Source organism: Cedecea sp., from assembly GCF_036500665.1.
Classification (GTDB): Bacteria; Pseudomonadota; Gammaproteobacteria; order Enterobacterales; family Enterobacteriaceae; genus Cedecea.
Window position 1 is genome coordinate 22,675 of record NZ_DASYBS010000160.1, and the last position, 24,248, is coordinate 46,922.

Here is a 24,248-nt window from a genome sequence, read left to right on the forward strand (position 1 = left end):
AAAAGAAATTGTAGAATATCAATATTTAATCCCCGCCGTTCACGGCGGGGATCTTCTCGATACACAGCTCTCATTTTACTAATAGATAAAATAGTTACATTATGACTAACATTCACGCTGTAAAACCGCAATCGGCTTTATCTCAGTCCCTGGATACTACTCCCTCCTCCACAGAGGGTGATAGCAGAATGAAAAGAACGCTACCACCTAAATGGAAATACAACTCATCTCCAGAAAAACCGTCAAAAGGGAATGATGAGGTAAAAATTACTAAACTCCCCAATATTGTCCTGAAAAAATATGAATCATGGCGTGATACATTAAGCAGTATAGGCGCGGGTGGCGCATCCCCCTTTACTTCCTTAATGAAAATAAGTATCGATATCCACGAAATGATTAGCAACAACAGCGTGGATCCTCAAATCAGAAATATTTTACTGAGCATTGGCGGAGCCATTGATAGCTTAACGGCCATATCCCCTCAAGTCAGTGCTTCGCGCATCCCTTTTAAATTTTCTGCATTGGTATCTCGCCCGGGTCAGCCACTAAATACCGAAGACTTGATGGATTTATTAAATGATATAAATGCACTAAAGTCGCTTGCTAAACATGATTCATTTTCGGTGAACTATAGCGCCCCCCCTCAACACGCATTCATGTCCGGTAAACAACTTACAACCACACAAACCGTTATAGACCAACGAGGAGTGGCACATGAACTACCGTTAAAATGGTATAAAAAAAAGGGGGCAGCGGAAGAAAGAGAATGGAAAGTCCCACTCGAGGAATATGATAGCGTTCCTCAAAGAATGTTTGTCAATCAGGGAAATGGGATTTATAAGTCGCTGGATTCACAGAATCATATAAAATTAGACGGTCGCTTTTACCCAATAGAATTTTCTCAAGGGATTCCTGATAATGCATTTATTGTTAGCCATGATGCTGGCTATTCTGTGCCAGTCGAACGGGTTATTGGCAAAAATGATGAATGGCAGGTGGTTAACCAAAGGAGAAAGGGTAAATTAGATACTGCAAAGACACGAATTGATTGGGAACATAGAATAATATCATCAGCGACTAAACAGTATCCTCTGGATATAGCCGTACCTGATTCGGAAACCGGCCTGGCGGTCATTGATGGCAATAATTACATTAAAGGCGTCTACGGCTTTTACCCGGTTGAATATAACACTGACATTGATTCATATGTTGTAAAAACAAATAGCGGCCTTGATTACCCGGTTAAATATGACAAAGAAAACAGCACATGGAAAACGAAAATATTAATAACTCAGCCACACCGCTATACATCTAATATGCTTAAAAAACTTGGCAATACATTCAAAAAACCAGACATAAAAAAAGAGTTAATCAGGAGAAATAATAGCTCAAAATCAGACTCTGTAAAAGCAGGGCAAGAGATCTCAATACAAGGAGGCAGGTATATTGTAGAGTCGGATGGTTTAGTGCAATTACGAGCAAAAAATCTGTCGAAATATAATAAGGTAATATTGACGATGCAAGATATGCAGAATTACCTGGTGAATTCGATGAATCAAATTAGCTTACCTTTACATGAGCAAAGTCGTCACGTCATTGCCGAACACTTTGGTATTGCAGGTCATGAGGTTAATTCAAAATTAGTGGAAGAGATAAGAAATAATATTACTTCGTTACAATCCGCACTGCTCTGGTTGAGGAGTTCTAATTACAGCATCATGTCTCTTAATGATGTTGCAGTGGGCCCTGCAGGGAGCGATGCAGCGTACTACTCTTCGATAAATAAGATTGCATTACATGATAGTTTTTTTGAGTCAACCAGAATGAAAAGACTCCATATATTATTACATGAGTCATCTCATGCACGTATTATCGACCTTAAACAACCGGGGCTCTCGACTCCGGATTATTTCTATGTCAAAAACAGGACCAATAACGAGAGCTATACTCAGGTGGCTACCGGCAATTCAAAGCTGGTACATTATCCTGATGATGAAGGATATGCCTTCGTCAACGCCATGTCTGCAACATCACTGGATCAAGCATGGATTAATTTTGCCAATGATAATAGCAAGAAAATAAAAGTATTACTTAATAACCCAGACTCTGTCGCAGGGTTAATTATGGCGCTAGCAGGTTTATCGAATAACATTTCTGGCCCCTCACGTGTATCATAAATTTATGCAACGAAAAGCCTATGTCTTTCATATATATGACTTTGTGCTACCGAGAGCCGATCCCCTGTTTATTTTTTAGCGTTCTGCCAGGGGAGGATCTGGCCCCACCATAACTCTGGAATGTTATTCTGCTCGCGCTGCCTGTTCACGCCATCCTATTTAACTTGCCGGTATTTGAATGCATAGCGCTCGATTATATTAATCCCGGAGTCTAATAGCAAAGCAAACAGGGTAAGCAACAGCGTTCCCGCAAGGATGGTGTTAATATCAAAACTGCCTTCAGCCTGAAGAATTAAATAGCCAACCCCCCGATAAGATCCCAGATACTCCCCTACAACTGAACCGACGAAGGCCAGGCCAATCGCCATATGCAAACTTGAGAATACCCATGATGTGGCAGAGGGAAGATAAATAGTCATGAGCTGCTGGCGTTTATTTGCGCCCAGCATACGAGCATTGTCCCGCAGAACCGGGTTAACGTCACGAACCCCCTGCCATACGTTAAAAAAGACGACAAAAAAGACCAGCGTGATGGCAAACGCCACCTTTGACCAAATACCCAGTCCAAACCACATAGCAAAGATGGGGGCGAGGATCACGCGCGGTAACGAGTTTAATGCCTTGATATACGGTGAAAAAATTTCTGACAACAGCGGATTTATCCCTAAAACAAGTCCCGCCGCCATTCCCATCGCCGTACCGATGATAAATGCCAACAACGTTTCCACGAGGGTAATAATCAGATGAGGATAAATTTGCGCCGGAAAATGCAACGAATAGAGCAGACGATCGCCCCAGGCAATGTCCAGAACCCCCTCGCCTTCGGTAAACCATTGCCAGAGAGTGATAGCCACACGCAGCGGATCGCCAAAGAAAAATGCCAGTTGTGGATCCCACGATACGACTTCCCAAACGGCAAGCGCACTGCAGAATACAGACAGTTTACCCAACACAAGCAAGGCGGGTTTAATTTCAGAATGATTATTACTCATGATGGGATAAATTCTGTTGGTAACTTTTCAGTACTTCATCACGAAGCACATCCCAGATCTGCTTATGCAGCCCGATAAACACTGGATGGGTACGAATTTCGGTTACATCTCGTGGGCGGGATAGAGGGACCGAAAATTCACCTATTGGATGTGTCCCTGGCCCGGACGACAGCACAATAACCCGGTCGGCCAGAGCAATAGCTTCATCCAGATCGTGCGTTATAAAGAGTACCGCACTGCGTTTTTTTTCCCAGAGTGCAAGCAATTCATTTTCCATTAACTGACGCGTTTGAATATCCAGCGAAGAAAAAGGTTCATCCATCAGGATAATGTCAGGATCAAGAATCAAGGTTTGCGCCAGGGCCACGCGTTTACGCATGCCTCCGGACAGTTGAGAGGGATAATAATCTGCAACAACGCTTAATCCCACGCGGGCTAACCAGGCCCTGCCCAGTGAATCAGATTGGGTCGCCGGCATCCCCCGATAACCCAATCCCAGTACCACATTTTCCAGGACCGTCAGCCAGGGCAATAACACTTCATCCTGAAACATATAGCCTGCGTGTGAATTAATGCCGTCCAGCGGTTTATCAAATACCGCAATATGACCAGAAGAAGGTGCGAGCAAGCCAGCGCAAAGCTTCAACAATGTGGATTTTCCGCATCCTGTTGGCCCAACCACAGAAACAAACTCTCCGGCTAAAATCTTCAGGTTAGTTTCGACCAGTACCGTTCTTTCGCCCTGTGAACGAGACTGACCATAACAATATGAAACAGCATGCAACTGCAGTGCCGTCTCACTGTGCGGGTCATTTCTGTTCATTGCGCTGTGCCTCAATCACGTAACGATTAGTCCATGTTCGTGAGAGATCGATACGTTCAGACTGAATAGACGGATCAAACGTCGAAAGAGCCCGTAATGCTGTTTTTGTCGCTTCTGGCGTAAACAAACCATCCCGGGAGATAGCTGGGCGAATATTGGTAAAAGCCATTTTATAAAGGGAGGGATCTCCGAGAAGATAATTTTCAGGTACCACAGCAGCAACCTCTTCAGGAGAAGCGGTATTCAGCCAGCGCAATGCTCTCAGCATCGCTGATGTTAATGCCTGAACCGTTGCTGGATTGTTCTTCAGAAATGACGCGTTAGCGTACAGTGAGCCAGCGGGCATGGGCCCACCAAAAATGGCTTCTGTACCTGCGATTGTGCGCGTATCAGCAACAATAATAATGTCGTTACTTTTCTCAAGCAGAGAGATAACCGGTTCCGTATTGGCAATGGCATCAATACGCCCGGCGCGCAAGGCATCCACTGCGGCAGCGGTAGTGCCAACACCAATAAAGGAAACATCCTCTGGCTTCAATCCCGCCCGGGCAAGCACCACATTTGCCACCATATTAGTGGAGGAGCCCGGTGCGCTTATCCCGATTTTTTTACCTTTCAGATCGCTAATTTGATGATAATCCGGCATTGTTTTTCGTGACACCGCTACCACAATTTGTGGCGCCTGCCCGGTCATGATAAATGCGGTAATATATTGATTCTTATTCTGTAAGGTAATTGTATGTTCATAGGCTCCGCTGACTACATCGGCGCTGCCGCCAATCAAAGCCTGTAATGCTTTGCCACCACCAGCGAAATCCGCAATATCTACCTGTAGACCTGCCTCTTTAAAATAGCCTTTCCGTTCTGCAATTGTCAGAGGCAGATTGTATAAAACGCTTTTCCCTCCCACGGCAATCGTGAGCCGCGGCTTTTCCAGTGGCAGGACGGAAGATACGGCGTGAAAGCTGAACAGTAACAACCCCGCCAGGATTCCCTTCAGAATATATTTCATAGCTATTTCCTTTCTCTATAAATCAATGGCATCCTATACTTTAATTAAGGTAATGTATTGGTTGAATATCGCGCAACCCATAAAAATCATTTATCAGCGTGTCCGTAAACGGCCGCATTTATGGCGATCTACTCTGTCTCAGCAAGGTTTGGCGTGCTTGTATAATGTGTGGTTAGAGTCGACCGGCACAGTGGCTATCTCATGCTGTCTGAATGAAGACTTATTGCGTTAGAAAGTTCACATTATTTGTGAAGAAAAACTTAACATATACGCCCGCCAGGGCCAGACCATAAGGGTCGGCACAACATACCGTGTTACGACGACTCTGATAAAATCCTGATAAATTCTACGGCGGCTGATATTGCACGGCCCAATAAGGTCGAGTGCGTGTAGGCGCCCCAGTTTGACGGCAGACCACCGAAAATCAGGCGGTTGATAGAGGATGCATTGAATTCACCGTGTTCGCCCGAACGGGTAAGAATATCGCACTGCCTGACTGTCACAGACGCATTCCAACTCACCTGAATGAGCGAGTCCGCGAATGTGGTCTGGTTCGCACGTTTCGTGATTCAGGTGATACTCCCGTTTAACGAATTGTTTTGCCCTCCGGCAGTATTCACCGGGCATACTGCCGGGCTTTTCAGCCAGTCAGTATGTACGGGCGAGCGGGCACGGCTATTTCATTTTTTTCCCCATGATATAAGTGTGTAAAACTGTCCGGTCATCACCCAGCATTTCAAAAGCGAACAGTTTCTCTTCGAGGCTCGTTGATTCGGCTACTCTAAGATCTAAAATACTTCGTGATTGCGGATCGAGCACGATAAAATCGGCTTCCCGACCAGGTAAAAAACTACCAATATGATTATCCAGGTCCAATGCTTTCGCCCCACCGAGCGTTGCGAGGTACAAGTTCTCAAGCGGGGATACAGGTAAAATATTATCCGGCGTCTGACTTCCTGCCTTTCTCATCATGGTCACCTTATACGCCTCACTCATCGTGCGCAGGATAGAGAGATCGTTTCCCCCTCCCATATCGGTACCCAGCCCTATTTTGACTTTACTCTTCACCGCATCACCATAATTAAATAAACCACTTCCAAGGAACAAATTGGACATCGGGCAAAAAGCTACGGCTGAATGATGCCTGGCCAGTAAGTTAAAATCATCATTACTCAGGTACACAGCATGCGCAAATACAGAGCGGGGGGTTAATAAACCGTACTTGCCGTAGACATCAAGATAGCTTTCGCTGTAGGGAAATAGCTTTTTAACAACCTCTGTCTCTTGTTGATTCTCGGCAATATGGGTATGGAGATATAAATCAGGGTATTTAGCAAGTAAATCGCCCGCCACTCGCAGCTCTTGCTCGCTAGACGTCGGAGCAAAACGAGGCGTGACAGCATACTGCAACCGCCGGTTATTATGCCATTTTTTGATCAGCGCTTCGCTATCGCGATAAGCGCTTTCAGGTGTATCGAGTAAGGCTGCTGGCGCATTACGATCCATCAAGACTTTGCCCGATATCATCCGCATGTTTCTTTTTTGTGCCTCCATGAAGAATGCATCGACCGATTGAGGATATGTTGATGCAAAGACCAGGGCGGTTGTTGTGCCATTTTTAACCAGTTCATCGAGAAAGAATGACGCTATCTTTTGAGAATGCGTACTGCTGGAAAATTTCATTTCGGTAGGAAACACATCCTTATTAAGCCAGTCCAGCAGTTGGTTACCATAAGAAGCCAGCATCTCCATTTGAGTATAATGAACATGCGTATCAATAAATCCGGGAACAAGTATTTTCCCACGATAATCAACCAATTCAGACAAAAGATGAATATCTTTAAAACTGGAATAGTTTTCAGCTTTTAAAATCTTACCACCATCAACCAGTAGGATACCGTCAGAATAGTGTTGATAAGCACTCTTATCTTCAAGGTAATCCCCGGTAAAATGGATAATCTCACCCCGATAACCAATAATACTGGCAAAAGAAGGAATGCTAACCATGAAGAGAAATGTCCCTAATATAAAAATCCTTAAACTACACATAAAGCTCCTTCATTAAATTAAAACAGTAACAGAAATGATAACTACTATATGTTTTGCTGAATCTATCCTTTACCGCTAACAAATTTCCATTCTCAGTTTTCCCTCCGTGAACTGACTGATATTTTCGTGTCAATAAGCAATGCAACGCCTGTGCAGCCGGCCCCTGATGAGCCAGGAGAAAAGCGCCAGAAAGCGAGCAGGATTGCCACCAAAAATGCAGCTTCGCCATCGACCATGATGAAAACGTTGAGTAATTATCGCATCATAATAACTCGTATCAATAACGATAAATTAACAGATAAAACGAGTAGCAACATTAATTTTACATCGATTTTTAACTGAGAATAACTCTGATTTTTGTTGTATGAACGTTGTTAATATCCAGCCTGCCATATACTTCCATCATAAGGCATAGCGCCACCCAGCTCATAAAAAAATCATCAACTCATAAGGCCGCAGAAATTTATCAAATGTATTTATCATGGAAAAAACATCTTTTGCTATATGTTTTTTTGAATTTAGTAGTGTTACTCTCAAAATGAATGTTGATTGATTATTGACATTACGTGAACGCTTACCTTTAAATTTACAAATAAGGTTTTTATGTTATGAATAAAATAAAACATCTACTCTGGCTTCCTGCGCTCCTGGCGGTTTCGTTTGCATCGTATGCAGCCTACCCGACAAACTATTCCTGTTCGGCTAAAAGCTATAAAGGGGAAAAATTGAATAAAGTAACCGTATATGCTGGGGGTCAGAACGAGGCCAAAGGCAAAGCAATGGGAATGTGGAGAGGAAAAGCGCTGTTCAATACAATTCAATGCAGTAAGAAATAACGAGCACCTGATAGAAATAACAGATTTCATCGTTCCTGTGAAATCTGTTATTTATTTAACCTTACATCTCTTTGCATACCTGACTTAATATTCAAAGAGGTCCATATCACTTTTGATGAATTACGCCCGGCCGATATTAAAATTCATGTATAAAGTTAACATCGTATTTATCTCGCATAAGGGCAGATGGATATCGGCATATTCATTTTTTTATCGTTCCGGCGTGTGATAACGAACTGTATATTTTCGCCACCTGATTGATGGTTTCGAGCGGAATAAACTCCCCCACATCAGTGGTGAAAAATATACGCCTTGTCAGCCAAACCTTCTGAATAACTGGTTTTCCCTGCTGCTGGGCTAACGTGCAGTACTGACGAGCCTGCCAGGCTCGAACTTTATACAAAACCAGCGGTAGCGGCGTTTCGCCTGGTTGATAATAAAGTGCTACGGCATAATGAAGTGGATTAACCAGAATCATATTAGCTTTATCAGCGGGAGGTGATGGCCGTGGCGATGGCGGCGACTGTAACAGACTCATCGCCATTGAACGACGTATTCCCTTAATCATTGGGTCTCCGTCATTGTCCTTATATTCTTTTTTAATCTCCTCCATGCTCATTTTTTGTTTTTTAAGATACAATTTCTTCTGGATTAGAAGGTCAAATATCGCGAAGGTGGAAAGTATCAGAATGGCTTTCCAGATAAAATACATCATGCTTTTTAAACCAAAAACCAGCACCGGCATGGATGCGGACATGACCGAGGTAACCAGAGTGTTTATGTCAGCTTCAATGTGTTTAACTAACAAAATCAGAAGAAGCAGGCATTTAAGTAGAGTTATAATTATTAGCCAAAATTTTTGCATCGAAAAAAATGACTTTAGGTTTTTCACTGGACTGATGGCTGATAATTTTGGCATCACCGATTTAATCACTACGACAGGACCAAACTGAATCCAATATGCCAGCATATTGATCAATAACACGCACGTTATAGCAACGATCAGGTAAGGAATTGATGACCTGATAACCTGCTCTGGCAAACCCGCCATCGGTATTTGTTGAGATTTTTTGGTGATAATAAAAACCACGTCAAATAATTGCGAAAAATAAACATAAAATTGAGTGCATGAAAAACAAACAATTCCCATTATCATAGCCAGTATAATTAATTTTGCTAATTCCTGGCTTTTGGGAAGATCGCCCTGCTCTTTCGATTTCTTAAGCTTATAAGGTGTAGGTTTCTCTGTTTTTTCTGCCATATTATTTCGTCAGTATCAGATTCATCATATCAGCAAGATCTGCGAAAAGATCGATCCTGGTGTTCATCAAATGCGTAAACGAGGCGTGAGATAAAAGAAAAAGAAAGGCTACTGCCAGGCATTTAAACGGAATTGCCAGGCTGGTCGCAGGGAGCTGCTGATTGGTTATATTAGCGATGCCGAGTACCAAATCAATTAAGATCAGTACAAATAATATCGGCGCGGCGTAAAGAATAACATAGCTGAAAAAATGACCGATCTGTGTAAGGAAAAGAATAAATCCTTGCGCTGAAAAGCGAGGCGTCCATGCCAGGATTGGCCATAAATCATAGCTGTGCCAGAGGACCTGCGTTATCGAAAAGAGGCCGGGGCCGATGATAACCATTACGCGCATCAATCCTTTCAACATGAACCCAAATGGCGAATAATCATTATCTATCTCAGGGTTAAGCTGCCCTCCCATCATTACGCCACTTTGGCTATCCAGGAGCGAGCCTACGCACTGAAATAACCAATATGGAAATCCAGTAATGAATCCCAGCATAAATCCGGCTACCACTTCTTTAAACAAGATAGGGATCATCTGGATAACGGTAATCGTCCTGCTGGCGAGTTGCTCGTACATCACGGGAACAATCAGCATGCACAAGGAGAGCGCCACCGCCACCTGTAGTCTCTTTTTTATATGGCGAAATGAGAAAAATGGGCATATCAATAGAAAAGCAAGCACTCTGGCGACTGATAAACAAACCGCCAGTAATATAGTGTTGAGCAAACCAACTGAATCAACCATCAGCGAATCACCGGCTGACCGATCGTACTAAATATCATATTGGTAAACTCCAGTAGATTTGCATAAATCCAGTTTCCGGAAAATGAAAATACAACAGCAATAGTGAACAACTTTATAGTATACAGCAGTGATTGTTCCTGAAGCTGCAAGATGGCCTGGAGCAACGATACAATTAACCCGACCGTCACCGTTATTAATAATAATGGTGACGAAAGAATAAGTGATAGAAGCAGCCCCTGCTTAAGAATTTGCATCATAATGACTAATTTCTCTGCATATAGCTACTGAATAACGAATTTAGCAACCGCCCCCATCCATCCACGCTGATAAATAACAAAATCTTTATTGGAATAGCCAGCGTCATTGGTGAAACCATCTGCATCCCCATCACTAACAGCACATTTGAAATAACCAGGTCAATAACAAAGAATGGGATATATATAAGAAAGCCTATTTTGAATGCACTTTGTAATTCAGACAGCACAAAAGCAGGTGTAATTAACAGGATATTTTCATCGTTAATCTCTGTCTTCATTTTCACTGGCCAAAGCATCACTGCAGTTCTCCTGAACTGTTGCACAATCTCTTTATCACTGTGAGATTGCATAAATTTTTTTACCGGCTCAATCGCATGACTGGCCGTGCTTTTGGTCGATTCAAGCGAGTGCGTATCAAGCGGCATCAGGCTTAACCTGTCGCTCACATCATTGAACGTCGGTGCCATAATAAACATTGTTGCCGCAAGCGTAATGCTGTAGAGCACAATGTTGGGTGGGATTTGCTGGATCCCGAGCGCATTTCTGGTAATAAACAGAACAATTGCAATCTTTAGAAATGAGGTACTAACGATCATTAACGTTGGCAGTAACGATAATATCGCAAGTGACAGGGTAATATTTATGGGTGAACTGAAAAAAGGTAAGTTTTGGATTTTTCATTCCTTAATTTGAGAAATAATACTGCCGATTAAAAAGCCCAAATCACCATTTACCGTAACCAGCGTACCGCTTGCCAGTACGTGCTCGTGGTAGCAGAGTGTTGCGGTGCCGGGATTGCTATTTTTGACCGTCAGGACTGAACCGGCGGCGATCGTCTGCAGGTGCGCATACGGAATAACCAGACTGCCGCACTGAATAGTTAGCGTTAAGGGAAGAGTATCTAACTGGCCCGGATTTGCGCCCGCGACAGTATTTCCACCGATAACAGTGGCACCGTCGGCATCTGGATAATTAGTCTCAGAATCAGACATATGATTAACCTCATCAATGAGAAAACCCGTCACTGCGGCATTCTGCTGTCGCTGAAATTGCCCCCGCAGGATCGCGCGGCCAACGCGGATAAAACCGGCACCGTTACAGGCAAAATTTTTGATCTGAGGCAACAGCAGATCGTTCCGCTGAAGCGCCGACAGCTGGCTGAACGTCAGCAACACCTCCCCCACCGGGATGGGAACAAAAATGCCGGGAATTCTGAAATTATTTTTTACCGGTTGCCATCCGATGTTATCTAATAACCCGGCAATGCTCTTTATATCTGATGCACATAAGCTGACAATGTCGATATCATGCCAGCAAACACGCAACCTCAATGTCATGAAGGGTGGCAGAGGTATGGCTTTTGCGGGCAGAATATTGCCAAACAGCGCGTTAAGCTCCAGGCTGAGGTAGTGGTTATATATTTTCCAGTCCCCATAATCACCACAATCTATTAATGCCGGAAAAGATGAGAATACATTAAGAATGGGTTCGGAATTGGCCAACGCCAGAGTGCCGTTGTCATATTGCCACCATGTCCAGTCCGGAGCCGGGAATATCATCTCCTCAGCTAATGTCAGCTCAATATAACCGCACAAGCCCTCACGCTTGAAAGGGTAACGCTGGCCGCATCCGACCCTTCGGCGAAGATCATATTCTGCATATGCCAGGCTTTTTAGCAGCAGTGGTCGCATGTTAATCCTTAATTAAAAGGAGGGTTTGTCTAATCTTTTCAAGTTTTTTGTTATAGAAAAGAATCTGTTCTCTGGTCACTGTGATCTGTTGGCAGACCTGCTCTCTTCGTGCATTAATATTCCGCAGGCTCTGGTTATGCAACGCAATATCTTCTGCCAGACTTTTGAGATGCAATCTTTTGCTGATAAGTAGATGAAAGCTCATCACACGCTGCTGTGACGCGATTTGAAAAGCGCTGTCATTCTGCTGATATTCCAACATTAGCGACTGAATATTCTGCAGCTCACCTTCAGTATCTTCAATGAGATCGTTCAACTGCTGCTGATACCCCTTCAGGGTATGTTCATAACCCATCATTCTTTGCTGATGCACCGGGATTAGGCGCTGAAGAATATAACGAGGGTTATTCATCATGCTTCGCCGGGTATTGCTGCACAAGAGAGTGCAAAAGGGCTAATGTATCGTCGAAAGGGGCCGGATGTTTTAAGGGTTGCTGCAAGAAACTGTTCAACGCTTGTTTTGCAGAAATTGCGCAGTCAATTTCTGCATCACTCCCCTGCTGATATTCCCCCATGCGGATCAAAATTTCATTTTCCTGCCAGATTGCCAGTAATTCGCGAAAACGGGCGGCATCTTTAAGCTGCTGACTGCCGACGACCTGAGGCATGACTCTACTCAGGCTGGTCAGGGTATCCACGGCCGGATAGTGCCCGGCTTCCGCCAGGGAACGCGAAAGCATGATGTGTCCATCAAGAAGCGATTTGATCTCTTCCGCAATCGGATCGTCCTGCATATCTTTTTCCATTAGCACAGAATAAAGGCCGGTGATACTGCCAGAACCAAACTCACCAGCCCGCTCGATCAGGCGCGGGAGCAGCGTGTACACAGAGGGGGGAAGCCCGCTGGCATTAATGGGTTCTCCCAAAGCAAGGCCGATTTCGCGCTGAGCGCGCGCCAGGCGCGTCAGAGAATCCAGGATCAGGAGTACATGCTTACCTGAGCGGGCATAAAACTCCGCAATCGCGATGGCAGAAAATGCAGCTCTGACTCGCTCCATACTGCTTTTATCGGACGTTGCACAGATAAGCACCGTTTTCTGACGAAGTTTCTCGTCGAGCTCGTGATTGATAAAATCGCCAGCTTCCCTGCTCCGCTCGCCGATCAAACCGAAAATGATAGTATCGCACTCAACATTTCGTGCCAGTTCAGCCAGTAAGGTCGTTTTGCCACAGCCGGCCCCGGCAAAAACCCCCAATCGCTGCCCTCTGCCGAGCGTCATTAGCCCGTCAAAAACCCGTAACCCCGTGGGTAGTGGATGGTGAATACGCGGACGCGTCACGGCTAAAGCAGGAGATCGCATTACCGCTATTCCCTCTACGTTGTCCTCGCCCGGCACCACAAAAGCCTGCCTGTGGTTGTGACTCAGCGAGCGACCAAATCCATCAAGAATACTACCGGGTAGATCTTCCGGGCAGCAAATGCGATGCGGCTCGAAGAAAGGAACGACCCATGATGCCTCCCCCATCCCCTCAACGACCCCCAGCGTGGCAAGCCAGGTTGTTCCTTTCCTGAAACTGATAATTTCTGCTAGTGACCTTCTGTCCCCGCTTTGAATTTCACATAAATCGCCTATCCGGGAGTACGGTAGCCGACATTCAATCATCATGCCTTTAATAGCTCTGACCTTAGCGCGTACGCTAACGGATTTTTTCCTGATACCGGAACTCAGTTTCCAGGAGACCCAGCGCTGAAAATCATTATTTTTCATATTCGCTACCATTTAATTCTCACAGTTTCTTTGCCCTGTAATTCGATTTCATGCTCTTGAATAGCGGTAAGCCGATAACCCTGTAACTCATCACCAATAAACAACATCTTCCCGGTAGATGTTTCAATATACGGAGGCGTATTTCTGGAGACCATTTTTATCTGGAATGGCAGCGTATTAATAAGCTCTTGCGTTTCGTTAATAACAGGCACAGGAGCGCGGTAACGGGAAGTAAAAGTATCCAGCATTCGGGCAACGATATTCATTTCCCGCGGGGGGAGGACGCCGGTGAGAATCACTTTGTGGTCTTTTTTCCCTATCAACACCTCGCGCGATAACCCTCTTTCCCTGATCATATTCTTGAGTACGAGAGTAATATTGTCTGATGTCAGTAAAGTGAGCTCGGGTTTTACCTTGTCTGACGGCAGCTTTCCCTCTGGCTCAAAGGGCCATATAACGAGCATTGTCGCCAACATCAGTAGCACAGGAAGCGCATACCCGATCCTTTTTTTAGCCGCCCCTGACCATAATATGCGCCCGGGGGCCGCTTGCCAGGGGGCTGAGATATCACACACGATGAGCCACACAGGGCCGACGTTAAAAGCCTCTCCGGGATAGACTGCTACACGCCTTTCTGTCTGACAAAAGGTGATACTCCACGTCTGCTGCTCGCAGGATAAGATTGCATGTTCGCATTGAATTCCGCTGTCTGAGAGCTGGAGGTGATTGCCTGCAGACGTCCCTATCTTCCAGCGTTCTCCGGTTAAAGGAAGTGCCGCGCTAAATTGATGGCCAGATAACACTCGTAGTTCGTACAATTCTTATTTCTGCCTGTACTATTCATAAAATAATGTGATCGATAATCTTAATGGAAATACTCTGCGGAATTTCCGAGTATGAGATCACCGGAATAAAATATTTATTCTGTGATAATAGTGAGCACAAGGGGGAACGGAGTGAATGTTCGACCAACAATACAGTTTTATTTTCATAATAATCACTCATCAAGTGATGCTCTGTAAAGCGTTTAAAAATTATTGCTGAGGCATTATAAAGCTGTTCAGAACGGGTTCTGCTAACGACATCATCTGCCTCTGCAAGATATTCATGCAGCAACGCCTCGCTCTGCTGCGAAAATACATATGCGGAGATCACACCAGAGACGGCATACTGGTGGCAAATGATATTCTTAAGACATAAACGTACCATTGCGGCGATCTTGTCGACATTATACTCATCGGAGCCATGCATAATGATGGATTCAACAATCAGTCGTACCGAGCGTAACGAGACTCTTTCATTGACCAGGCGGTGCAATATGGCAGTAATAATGTTCAGGGGTACGCTGCGCTGCAGCTCCTGCGCAAGTTCCGGTGACTCAAATTCCAGCCATTTCACCAGAGCGCTGGTTTCATGGAGTCCGATAAACTGTGAGCATGTCTCGAAAAGAGTCTGTTCAGTGGCTCGGACAATATATGTCTGCGCAGGCACAGAGACTATGTCGGGGGCCTGTTGCATAATCACCTCCCGTGTTAGCCAGGCTTTTTCATCATCCTCAGGATAATGATTCTCCGCCGCAATAAGCGTCTGACGAACCGTATCCGGCAAATCGTCTTTTGCCACCACGACAAGATCGGCAGAAAAAGGTAAAGTCAGTACCGGAATTTCATTTACGCAAAATCTGAAGCAGTCAGGCTGGTCATTTCCCGTAAAACGTATCTCAAAAACCGGTAACATATATCCATACTGATCGACAATCGTGTTGCGCATCTTTCTCAACTCACCAATGAGCAGAACGACACTTTCGTTGTTCTGCTGCAGCGCGGCAAAGGTTATAAGATAGGGAACGGTTGCGTTAAACGCTTTAATATCTTCGAATGCATTATCCTGCGGAGCAATCTCCGTAACCACCGGGGCAGGAATGCGTTTACTTTTCATAATATTAAAAGCACCAAGGGTAAAAGTGGATGCAGAAAAGGCAACAAATAACAGAGATGGCATTCCAGGTATAAAGGCAAAGCAGAGCATGAAGGTTGCTGCCGTGATTAAAGCCTGTGGTTGCATCAATACTTGCTGAAAAATATCCGTACTGAGAAACTTTTTATTCTCTTCATCTGGAACTCGGGTGATAATAATCCCGGCGGTAAGCGAAATAAGCAATGCCGGGATTTGAGCTATCAGCCCATCGCCAATAGTAAGAATAGAATACAGTTGCAACGCCCCTGCCATGTCCATGTTATGCTGCACAATACCAACAAATAGCCCGCCAACAATATTGACGATAACGATAATAATGCCGGCAATGGCATCTCCTTTAACAAATTTCATCGCGCCGTCCATGGCGCCATATAACTTGCTCTCTTTAGCCAGGTTATACCGCATCTGTTTTGCTTGTTCGCTGGTTATCAGGTTAGCTCGCAAATCACTATCAATAGAAAGCTGCTTTCCGGGCATTGCATCTAAACTGAATCGAGCAGCAACCTCCGCAACGCGCTCTGCCCCACGCGTGATAACGATAAAATTTACCACGGTGAGAATCAGAAAGACGATGGCGCCGACAGCTAAACTCCCTCCCACGACATAATTCCCTAAAGCTTCGACGATATGGCCAGCATTTTGCTGCAGTAGAATCTGCCGTGTTGTCGAAATGGAAATCCCCATTCTGAAAATAGTGGTGATCAGCAAAATTGAAGGAAAACTCGATAATTGAAGTGAATCCCTTAAGTAAAGCGCGGCCATTAGCAATAAGGCTGAAATGCAAATATTAAGTGTTATCAGCAGGTCTATCAACCAGGGGGGGACGGGGACAAAGATGATGAGTACAATCAGAATAAGAAAGATGCCGCCAATAATTTCAGCACGCAAAAATAATACCGACAGCAGAGTCCGTAGCGTATTCATCTAATCGATTCCTTTCAACTGCAAGCGGTCTTTATGTTTATGTGGGAAAACAAGAGAAAAAGTTCCTGAAAATTTTTGTGCAAGTTCATTCACCGATATATTGACCTCACCAACCAGCATTTGCACAAAATCATCCACCATAAAACTTAATCAACTGATTTATCACATTATTATATCTGGCATGATAATTGCCATAATACATATGGGACAACAAACAATACCGCCGGAGGCTGATATGTGTTATTTGGGAATAGAGAATCAATTGCCTGGTTGCAGAAAAGAGTGTGACCGAGTCTGGGGAGAGACTCTTGAGGAAATCTTCAATAAACTTTATTCTTTTATCCGGCGCCGGGTTAACAATTATGCTGATGCTGATGATATTTTTCAGATGACCTGCCTGAAAACATTACTCTGCCGTTGTAACTATGCTGGGCATTCGAAACCCGCCACATGGATATTCAGCATCGCGCTTAACCTCATTAGAAACTACTATGCAGAAAAGAAAAAAGGTGCCATTTTCTCCTCATTTGGCAACGACCTGGATAGTACTTTGTTCTTTTGTCCAGAGGATGTTTATATTCAGAATGAACTTGTTTGCAAGACGTTGAATGAAATAGAAAATCTTACGGAGGAAAACCGACAAATTTTTAAGATCCTACTGGAGGATGGTAGCTCTTACCACGATGTTGCTCAAGTGATGAAAATACCTATTGGTACAGTTCGCTCACGCCTCTCTCGCTCAAGGGTTTTGATTAAGAAAAAGATGCTATAGAGAAGTACAGAACCATCAGAAGTTCATCAGTCCACCTTTATCGGTGGATTGATGAATAAGAGTATTGCGCAAATACAATCCCCTCACCCAAATTTTTTCATCACGAATGATTCATTATGCTGCGCCAGCGTGCATTCAAGATAACATTTACCCACAGCGATCATTTTAACCAATGTCTGTATTGTCAACATTTGAAAAGAATAGCCAAAATGGGAACTCAAAGGGCATCTATCTTACTTAATGAATAACAGGTCAGCTACAATTCATTAAGTCATGTGCTATGACAATTCCAAAGCACCAATAAATATTATCCTTAAACCACCGATAAATTAGCAACTGTCGGGAGCGACATAACATCATGCGTTCACTAATGGCATTAATTTTATTATCCGCCGTCTTCCATTCTCAGCCAACAGAAGCATACTGCTTCAATATTGCTGGAGAGAAAAATAGAATTGACCCTCTACTTTTGAAGTCCATTGCAATACAGGAAAGTAATTTAAACCAACATGCAATAAATTTATCAGGTAACAAGTTAAAGCGTAGCAAAGACTACGGACTTATGCAGATCAACAGTCTGCACATCCCGCAACTTAAAAAGAAAGGGATAATCAAAACTGAGCGTGATCTGCTTAATAAACCGTGTCTGAATGTACAAATTGCTGCTGAAATATTATCGCAGCATTTACATATTTGCGGAAGGAATTGGGAGTGTTTGGGTTCTTATAATGCAGGTTTTGCCAGGTCGCAAAAAAGAACACGGGAAATATATGCGAAAAAAATCCGTAAAATATACACCACCCTTTACCATGAGAGAAAATCACGAAAAAATGAAAATGCTCACTATCTTGCAAACGTCAAAATGGTCAGGTAACCATGAAGTTAAATTATTTGTTAATCCGTAGTAAAAAATTAATATGGACGCTGTCACATATTAAAGAAATACCGGGAAGCGTTGATGGTATAATCTACCCACATTGTTCAGGATTTATCATAACGGACAACCTGTGCCTCCCACGGTTATTTCTTTTTAAAGAAAATGGTAGTCGCTATGCAATCTTCACATCGGTAGAAAAACATAATAATAAGATTAGACTGTTGTTCTCCACCACCCAGAATGATAGCCAATATTTTGATCTTGAGAGGTTATGCTACGATGAGTGGATTAATCTGGCATCGAATTTATATCGACACTGCTGCCAACTCACCGATAAAAAAACAGATTATTCATTTGAGTAATTTTATTAAAAACTACATATTAGGAATGTTTTCATGAAGATTGAGGCAATAACCAGTGGCAACACCTCATTATCTGCAGAAGCCCTCCGCTCAAGTGCTACAGACAACAGTGCAGCATTATCTGATATCAGTAACTTTAATTTTTATTCAGCTGCCAAACCTGCTTCTGACAAGGATAAAACGCTCTCTCTGGAATCCATTGAGTCTGCAAGAGTAAAAGCTATGCTTGGCCTGAATAATGCCGCGAATGCAACCAACCACCTGGCATTTTCTGATGCCAACGCCGCCCTTAGCGAGCTGTACCTGAAAAACCTGGCAGGAATAAAAATCATAAGCAAGTGCACGCAATGCATCGAGAAGCTGGTTAACTTACAATAGCTCTAATGATGAATATAAATCATGGGCGTTTACTTCTACTCATTGGTCTCATGCTTATGCAGGGCTGCGACTCATCGTCGGTACTATATAACAATCTACCAGAGAACGAAGCTAATGAAATGATCGCCATTTTGAATAAAAATGGCGTTCAGGCAAATAAAGTCATTAACAAACAGGGGGTGTCGGTTACTGTTAATGCACGAGACTTTACCAGCGCTATTTCAGAACTGAACAAACAAGGTTACCCTAAGAATATTAAGGAGAATCTGGGTGAGGTTTTCAGCAAGGATACTATGTTGTCCAGCCCTCTGGAGGAAAAGGCACGTTATATCTATGCTCTGTCTCAGGAGATGGAGTCAACTCTGGAACAAATCGATGGCGTAATTAGTGCCAGAGTTCACATCGTTCTTGCTGAACGTATTGCGCCGGGTGATCCTGTCCAACCCGCCTCTGCGGCTGTTTTTATTAAACATCGAGACTATTTGGATCCTGATATTTATGAAAACAAAATAAAAGAGTTGATTATCACCGGACTCCCCGGACTTATGCGAAACGCCTCAACGGACACTTCGGTTATCTTCGTTAATGAGAATAGCCGCGATAATGCTCAGGAAGGCCTTTCTGAAGTAAAAAACAGCGAAGTGTTTTCATTCATCAGAAAAATATTGACCTTGTTAATATTTCTGTGTGGGTCAGGCTGGCTAGTATGGAAGATAATTAATGGAAAATTTAAACGAAGATGAAAACCTGCATGCCGCTAAATGGTTGTTTGATGATTTTTATCAGGCAATGCATCCGCACTGGATAAAAGCGATTGAGCGACGAGGCAAGTCAGTATTGCGTTACTATCCTTCCCTATTTTTTAAAATCCTGAAGCTTGAACCTGTCATACCTTCAGTCATATCATTTTATTTACGAACACTTTCTGAATTTTCACCAGAACAGCGCCAACACTTTATCAAGCTGGTAGATGCCATATTAAGGAACCATGATCATGATTTGGACAGCAGCAGTAAAATATGGTGCCGAAGAATAGCTCGAACGAGAACCAGTTTGGCTATAACGGTGTGGGCAGAGCAGGACCCGGCAGCGTTTACACTGAGTGTATTGAGTGTTATTGAACCGATGAGCAGAAGCTATCTCTACCTCCTTTTTCCACCGGAAATACAACGTACAACGCTTTCCGGCTGCGATCATCAAACTGAGAGGGACGTTTATGATAATGTATTTAGGGCCGTGGTATGGAAAATAAACCCGCCGCGGGAGCCAGCCCCGGTTGGGATCTGAAGCTATTAACCATCCCCATTCCAGTCGGTGAATGTCTGATTAAAAAAGCGACACTGGAGATGGCTAATGAAACTTTACACTTATCAGGAGCCTTTGCCAGAGAGATTATTGACGGTGCGCATAAAGAGGCTGCCTCAATCATTGAACGCGCTAAAAAAGAGGCACTGGATCATAGTGAAAAACAGCGCCATGATCTCTCTGAAGACTTTTCAAAAAAATGTGCGTTATTTTTTTATAAATGGGAAAAGCAAAAGCTATTTGATGAGCAAAGAATTATTGAAAGCGCCACCAGGATAATTAACCATATCCTGGGCGAGATTCTTGATGAATTAACCGCGATGAGCAAGATTAACCTCATGCTTAAGGAGTTAAGCACCTTCTACACTAGCGTTGATGCTCAGGAAATGACACTAAAATTTTCCGTGGTTCATTTAGAAGACATTCAATGCTGGCGAGACAAACATAGTTGGTATGATATCAAATTACTGCCCTGCACTGGTCTCGCTGCCGACATCTTTACGCTGATAACCGATGATTGTGAGTTTGAGATCGGCTGGTCACAATTTAAAGCAGCGATAATGATCTAACTCAAACAGGCTTACTGGAGATCACATAATGAGCATTGATCTACTACAACACCAACTCAGGGCTAACCTGATTTCTTCTCAAATTGATATTTATAATTTTGCGAACCAGACCAGAAAATCTCTATCTCCCAATGATATGTATAATTTTCAATTCAAGCTACAGGACTACTCCAACGCGAGCTGGGTTAACTCACAATATCTTGAATTTCGCCATTCAATACGTAAATCCGCACTGGAAGCAATTAATTAACAGGGTCTGTTAAAAATGCAACTTCGTTATTATGGTACGTTATTCCTGAGTTTATATGCTACGTTAAATTCTGACGTTCAGGCCGCTGTGCCACAATCCTGGAAGCAAGGTGCTTATGCCTATGTTGCCGGGGAAAACTCTCTCGATACGGTATTAGCCGACTTTGCTCGCGGGTTTGGTGTGAATATTGAAAAGGACAAAAATTATACTTTACCCGTTGAAGGAACCCTGCGAGCAGCAGATGCTGAAAGCTTCCTCAATCGACTGGCTATGCAATACAAGTTTCAATGGTTTGTATACAACGACACGCTGTACATCAATGATATAAAGGACAAGACTAGCCGTCGAATCATGACGGATGCCGTGAGTGCTGCCGAAGCCAAACAGGCGCTGATTGATATCGGGCTTTTTGAGCCGCGCTTTGGCTGGGGGGAGATGGGTAATCGGGGAGCGGTGCTGATATCCGGTCCCAAAAAATATGTCTCTTTCGTTGAGCAATTTTTGTCCTTTCCTAAAGATAAGGCATCTTCCCGTGTAAGAAATATGATTTTCCCCGTAAAACATATGTCAGTGGTCGATCGGGTTATTGGCTACAGGGAGCAGAAATTAACGGTTCCAGGTATGGCCACTCTGGTGAGAAGTGTGATGGGCAATGGCGTCGGGGATAATAGTTCATCGTGGATGCCTGAAATGGAGGCTTCATCGGATAAAACGCTGCGCACGCTGGCAGAGAGAAATCTGCCTCCAGGACTCGCCCCCTATCCCGAAGGGGGCAACGGACGCATTGTTGCAGATATGGCTAATAATGCGATTATTGTCCGGGACGATCCCTCCTTGCGTCTTGAATATCAATCATTGATACAAAATCTGGATAAGCCCAAAAAAATCATAGGTATCAAGGCACTCCTTGTTGATATCGATCGTAATGAGCTGAACAGACTGTCAATCAACTGGCTCGCCAAAATTGGTAACACAACGATATCCTCGATGATGGGACGCCGTGGAACGATTGGGCTTAACAATTTACCCAATCTGCTGGCTGATATTAACTATCTCGAAGGAGCCGGCTATGCCCGGGTGTCTTCCAGCCCTTCCCTTGTAACATTAGATAATTATCCGGCAGTTATCGATTTCAATGACACTGCGTATGTCAAGCTGACAGGTGAAAATGTTGCTAATCTGAAGCCTATTTCTGTAGGTACCAGCCTGCGGGTGACACCACGTATTATTACTGAAAACAATAATAGGAAAATTTATCTCTACATTGATATTGAAGATGGAAAGATGAAAGCCGGTCCAATAGCTGAAAATGTGAACATTTCCAGAGGAGAAATCAGTACACAAGCCGTAATGGATGAAAGTTCTGCGCTGGTTATTGGCAGTATGCAGAAAAGGACAACTCAGCAGACCGAGAGTAAGGTTCCAATACTTGGAGATATTCCCGGCATAGGTAAACTTTTTACGAACGTTAATACGACCGAACAAAACAGAGAGCGTATCTTTCTTATTTTTCCTGAAATTATTGATGAAACACTGCCAGATAATATCAGTAATTTTTCTAACCTTGCCAATGCCCCCCATAAAGAAAAAAATAATGAGCCATTTAGATATAACATTTCAGCTTTATTAACCAGCCTGGATAATGGCTACGCGCCAAAGTGGTTAACTAAGGGGGGTGAGGGCATGACATTAAAAGCTTTTTGTCATGACAATCCACAATTCGCGATCCAAAACAACGGCCAACAGTTTTATCGAGGCCAGGGTTACGAAGTGACAATTGGTACCATTTATAACAAAAGCAACACTAAAATCCCAGTGCCTGAAGAATTATGTAAAAATCCATATACTATTTCTGTAAAATATTCACCAACCGGTGAAATATCACCTGGGGGAACGGCTAAAGTGTTGGTTGCTTACAAAAGAAATATCATTCAGGCAACCAATGAATTTAATAGAAATACGCAAACACAAAAGATTTATAGTGGAAATAAATATAATTTCGAAAGAAAATAAATAATATAATTTCGCGATCATAAATTATACTGCCTATCCTAGGCAATTTCATTTTAATGAACTTATCATTTCATTATTTTACATTCATCTACCTTGAGGCCTATATTATATAATTTTGATACAGGTTAATTTCGCAATGAGGCATTAGATTTTGCATGAATAAATTTTTTGATTATCACATGGAGTTAGAACCTCAGATTAAAGCCCTGGCGGCCACGGATGTAGATATATTAATAGAAGGTGAAACCGGGACAGGTAAGGATACAATTGCCAGAAAAATATTTGAGTACTCATCATGCAAAGGTGAATTTGTTGCCGTTAATTGTGCAGCCTTTCCAGAATCTCTTTTTGAAAGTGAACTATTCGGTGTTGTCTCTGGAGCTTACACCGGAGCATCTAAATCTCGTGCGGGTTATATCGAAAAGGCAAACGGTGGTATTCTTTTTCTGGATGAGATCGACAGCACCAGCCTGAATATACAGGTGAAACTTTTGAGATTTCTCGAAACCAGAATTATTAGCCGTTTAGGCAGCACCGAACATATCCCGGTAAATTTGCGAGTGCTCACTGCTTCACAGACCCGACTTGAAGATTTAATATGCAAGGAAATGTTTCGCCGCGACCTTTTTTTTCGTATTTCCACCTTTGCCATACAAATTAAGCCATTGCGTTACCAGCGCGAATATATAATGACATTATTTCGTCGATTTGCAGCCGAATTTTCAGATAAATATGGAATACCGATGTCAGAGATTGATAGCAATTTGATCATCACTTTATTACATCACCCGTGGCCAGGTAATATTCGCGAACTGAAAGGTGCGGCACAACGGTTTGTATTGGGGGTAGCCCCCGTTTCCGATCACCAAAAGAAAATGATATGTACTGACTCATTGGATGCCTGGCTACGGGATGCGGAGACACTTTTCATTGAAGAATGTCTGTCGCGCACCGCTTACCACGTTGAATCTTGCGCAAACCGGCTTGGTATTTCCAAGAGAGCACTGTATTACAAACTGAAAAGACTCTCGATTGAATTACCCTGATTGCCTCGTTTTTAAAAGAGTTTACCGATTGAACGTCGACTCTCTTTATATCTGCTATGAGTTTTCCAAAAACAGCGTATGTTTCTTAACATGCATTAACTTCAATAAATAACAA

At 43.3% G+C, this 24,248-nt stretch carries 25 protein-coding genes; 11 read left to right on the forward strand and 14 right to left on the reverse strand.

Going from position 1 to position 24,248, the window contains the following annotated elements; genetic code table 11:
• Positions 1–188: 188 nt before the first annotated feature.
• Complete coding sequence (locus VGM55_RS25080) at positions 189–2,177, forward strand: hypothetical protein (protein ID WP_331637064.1); 1,989 nt, start codon at positions 189–191, stop codon at positions 2,175–2,177.
• 155 nt (positions 2,178–2,332) lie between these two features.
• Here the strand turns inward: VGM55_RS25080 and VGM55_RS25085 are convergent, their stop codons facing one another.
• The 4 genes from VGM55_RS25085 to guaD all read right to left on the reverse strand — a co-directional run bounded on the left by VGM55_RS25085 (position 2,333) and on the right by guaD (position 7,011).
• Positions 2,333–3,169 (reverse strand): ABC transporter permease, encoded by an 837-nt coding sequence (locus tag VGM55_RS25085; RefSeq protein WP_154186213.1) that lies wholly within the window; start codon positions 3,167–3,169, stop codon positions 2,333–2,335.
• Positions 3,162–3,992 carry an ABC transporter ATP-binding protein gene (locus VGM55_RS25090; protein ID WP_331637065.1) on the reverse strand — a complete coding sequence of 277 codons (831 nt, stop codon included), beginning with the start codon at positions 3,990–3,992 and terminating at the stop codon, positions 3,162–3,164. Before VGM55_RS25090 ends, VGM55_RS25085 begins: the two co-directional genes overlap by 8 nt.
• The gene (locus tag VGM55_RS25095; protein ID WP_154186217.1) at positions 3,979–5,004 is read right to left on the reverse strand and encodes an ABC transporter substrate-binding protein; all 1,026 of its coding nucleotides are present in this window, start codon (positions 5,002–5,004) and stop codon (positions 3,979–3,981) included. Before VGM55_RS25095 ends, VGM55_RS25090 begins: the two co-directional genes overlap by 14 nt.
• Positions 5,005–5,679: 675 nt before the next feature.
• Complete coding sequence (guaD, locus tag VGM55_RS25100; protein ID WP_154186219.1) at positions 5,680–7,011, reverse strand: guanine deaminase; 1,332 nt, start codon at positions 7,009–7,011, stop codon at positions 5,680–5,682.
• Between the two features lie 650 nt (positions 7,012–7,661).
• Between guaD and VGM55_RS25105 the strand changes: the two genes are divergently transcribed.
• Complete coding sequence (locus tag VGM55_RS25105) at positions 7,662–7,889, forward strand: hypothetical protein (RefSeq protein WP_154186221.1); 228 nt, start codon at positions 7,662–7,664, stop codon at positions 7,887–7,889.
• A gap of 202 nt (positions 7,890–8,091) precedes the next feature.
• Here VGM55_RS25105 and VGM55_RS25110 read toward each other — a convergent pair whose 3' ends face one another.
• From VGM55_RS25110 to VGM55_RS25150, 10 genes are all read right to left on the reverse strand, one after another.
• Positions 8,092–9,150, reverse strand: coding sequence for an EscU/YscU/HrcU family type III secretion system export apparatus switch protein (locus tag VGM55_RS25110; protein ID WP_331637066.1), 1,059 nt, complete (start codon positions 9,148–9,150; stop codon positions 8,092–8,094).
• Position 9,151: 1 nt separating this feature from the next.
• Positions 9,152–9,943, reverse strand: coding sequence for a type III secretion system export apparatus subunit SctT (sctT, locus tag VGM55_RS25115; RefSeq protein WP_331637067.1), 792 nt, complete (start codon positions 9,941–9,943; stop codon positions 9,152–9,154).
• Positions 9,943–10,200, reverse strand: coding sequence for an EscS/YscS/HrcS family type III secretion system export apparatus protein (locus VGM55_RS27550; RefSeq protein ID WP_154186227.1), 258 nt, complete (start codon positions 10,198–10,200; stop codon positions 9,943–9,945). Before VGM55_RS27550 ends, sctT begins: the two co-directional genes overlap by 1 nt.
• Before the next feature lie 5 nt (positions 10,201–10,205).
• Positions 10,206–10,796: a type III secretion system export apparatus subunit SctR gene (gene sctR / locus VGM55_RS25120; RefSeq protein WP_414648316.1), complete on the reverse strand. Its 591-nt coding sequence runs from the start codon at positions 10,794–10,796 to the stop codon at positions 10,206–10,208.
• An 81-nt stretch (positions 10,797–10,877) separates the two neighbouring features.
• Positions 10,878–11,891 carry a hypothetical protein gene (locus VGM55_RS25125; protein ID WP_154186231.1) on the reverse strand — a complete coding sequence of 338 codons (1,014 nt, stop codon included), beginning with the start codon at positions 11,889–11,891 and terminating at the stop codon, positions 10,878–10,880.
• A gap of 1 nt (position 11,892) precedes the next feature.
• A complete protein-coding gene (locus VGM55_RS25130) occupies positions 11,893–12,306 on the reverse strand; it encodes a hypothetical protein (RefSeq protein WP_331637068.1) in 414 nt (137 codons plus the stop codon).
• Positions 12,296–13,672, reverse strand: a complete 1,377-nt coding sequence (locus VGM55_RS25135) for a FliI/YscN family ATPase (protein ID WP_414648317.1) — start codon at positions 13,670–13,672, stop codon at positions 12,296–12,298. Before VGM55_RS25135 ends, VGM55_RS25130 begins: the two co-directional genes overlap by 11 nt.
• On the reverse strand, positions 13,666–14,478 hold the full coding sequence (locus VGM55_RS25140; protein WP_331637069.1) for an FHA domain-containing protein: 813 nt from the start codon (positions 14,476–14,478) through the stop codon (positions 13,666–13,668). The genes VGM55_RS25135 and VGM55_RS25140 overlap by 7 nt, the downstream gene beginning before the upstream one ends.
• A 22-nt stretch (positions 14,479–14,500) precedes the next feature.
• Complete coding sequence (locus VGM55_RS25145) at positions 14,501–16,561, reverse strand: FHIPEP family type III secretion protein (protein WP_331637070.1); 2,061 nt, start codon at positions 16,559–16,561, stop codon at positions 14,501–14,503.
• Positions 16,562–16,687, reverse strand: coding sequence for a hypothetical protein (locus VGM55_RS25150; RefSeq protein WP_331637071.1), 126 nt, complete (start codon positions 16,685–16,687; stop codon positions 16,562–16,564).
• A 76-nt stretch (positions 16,688–16,763) separates the two neighbouring features.
• Between VGM55_RS25150 and VGM55_RS25155 the strand changes: the two genes are divergently transcribed.
• The 9 genes from VGM55_RS25155 to VGM55_RS25195 all read left to right on the forward strand — a co-directional run bounded on the left by VGM55_RS25155 (position 16,764) and on the right by VGM55_RS25195 (position 24,133).
• On the forward strand, positions 16,764–17,333 hold the full coding sequence (locus VGM55_RS25155) for an RNA polymerase sigma factor (protein WP_331637072.1): 570 nt from the start codon (positions 16,764–16,766) through the stop codon (positions 17,331–17,333).
• 370 nt (positions 17,334–17,703) lie between these two features.
• The gene (locus VGM55_RS25160) at positions 17,704–18,207 is read left to right on the forward strand and encodes a lytic transglycosylase domain-containing protein (RefSeq protein ID WP_331637073.1); all 504 of its coding nucleotides are present in this window, start codon (positions 17,704–17,706) and stop codon (positions 18,205–18,207) included.
• 398 nt (positions 18,208–18,605) lie between these two features.
• Positions 18,606–18,950, forward strand: coding sequence for a hypothetical protein (locus tag VGM55_RS25165; RefSeq protein ID WP_154186245.1), 345 nt, complete (start codon positions 18,606–18,608; stop codon positions 18,948–18,950).
• Between the two features lie 8 nt (positions 18,951–18,958).
• A complete protein-coding gene (sctJ, locus tag VGM55_RS25170; protein ID WP_331637081.1) occupies positions 18,959–19,693 on the forward strand; it encodes a type III secretion system inner membrane ring lipoprotein SctJ in 735 nt (244 codons plus the stop codon).
• Positions 19,671–20,237, forward strand: coding sequence for a hypothetical protein (locus VGM55_RS25175; protein ID WP_154186249.1), 567 nt, complete (start codon positions 19,671–19,673; stop codon positions 20,235–20,237). Before sctJ ends, VGM55_RS25175 begins: the two co-directional genes overlap by 23 nt.
• Positions 20,192–20,824 carry an HrpE/YscL family type III secretion apparatus protein gene (locus VGM55_RS25180; protein ID WP_331637074.1) on the forward strand — a complete coding sequence of 211 codons (633 nt, stop codon included), beginning with the start codon at positions 20,192–20,194 and terminating at the stop codon, positions 20,822–20,824. Before VGM55_RS25175 ends, VGM55_RS25180 begins: the two co-directional genes overlap by 46 nt.
• Before the next feature lie 28 nt (positions 20,825–20,852).
• Positions 20,853–21,074: an HrpF protein gene (locus VGM55_RS25185; protein ID WP_154186253.1), complete on the forward strand. Its 222-nt coding sequence runs from the start codon at positions 20,853–20,855 to the stop codon at positions 21,072–21,074.
• 15 nt (positions 21,075–21,089) lie between these two features.
• Positions 21,090–23,087: a type III secretion system outer membrane ring subunit SctC gene (gene sctC, locus VGM55_RS25190; protein ID WP_331637075.1), complete on the forward strand. Its 1,998-nt coding sequence runs from the start codon at positions 21,090–21,092 to the stop codon at positions 23,085–23,087.
• Between the two features lie 155 nt (positions 23,088–23,242).
• A complete protein-coding gene (locus VGM55_RS25195) occupies positions 23,243–24,133 on the forward strand; it encodes a sigma 54-interacting transcriptional regulator (protein WP_331637076.1) in 891 nt (296 codons plus the stop codon).
• Positions 24,134–24,248: the final 115 nt, after the last annotated feature.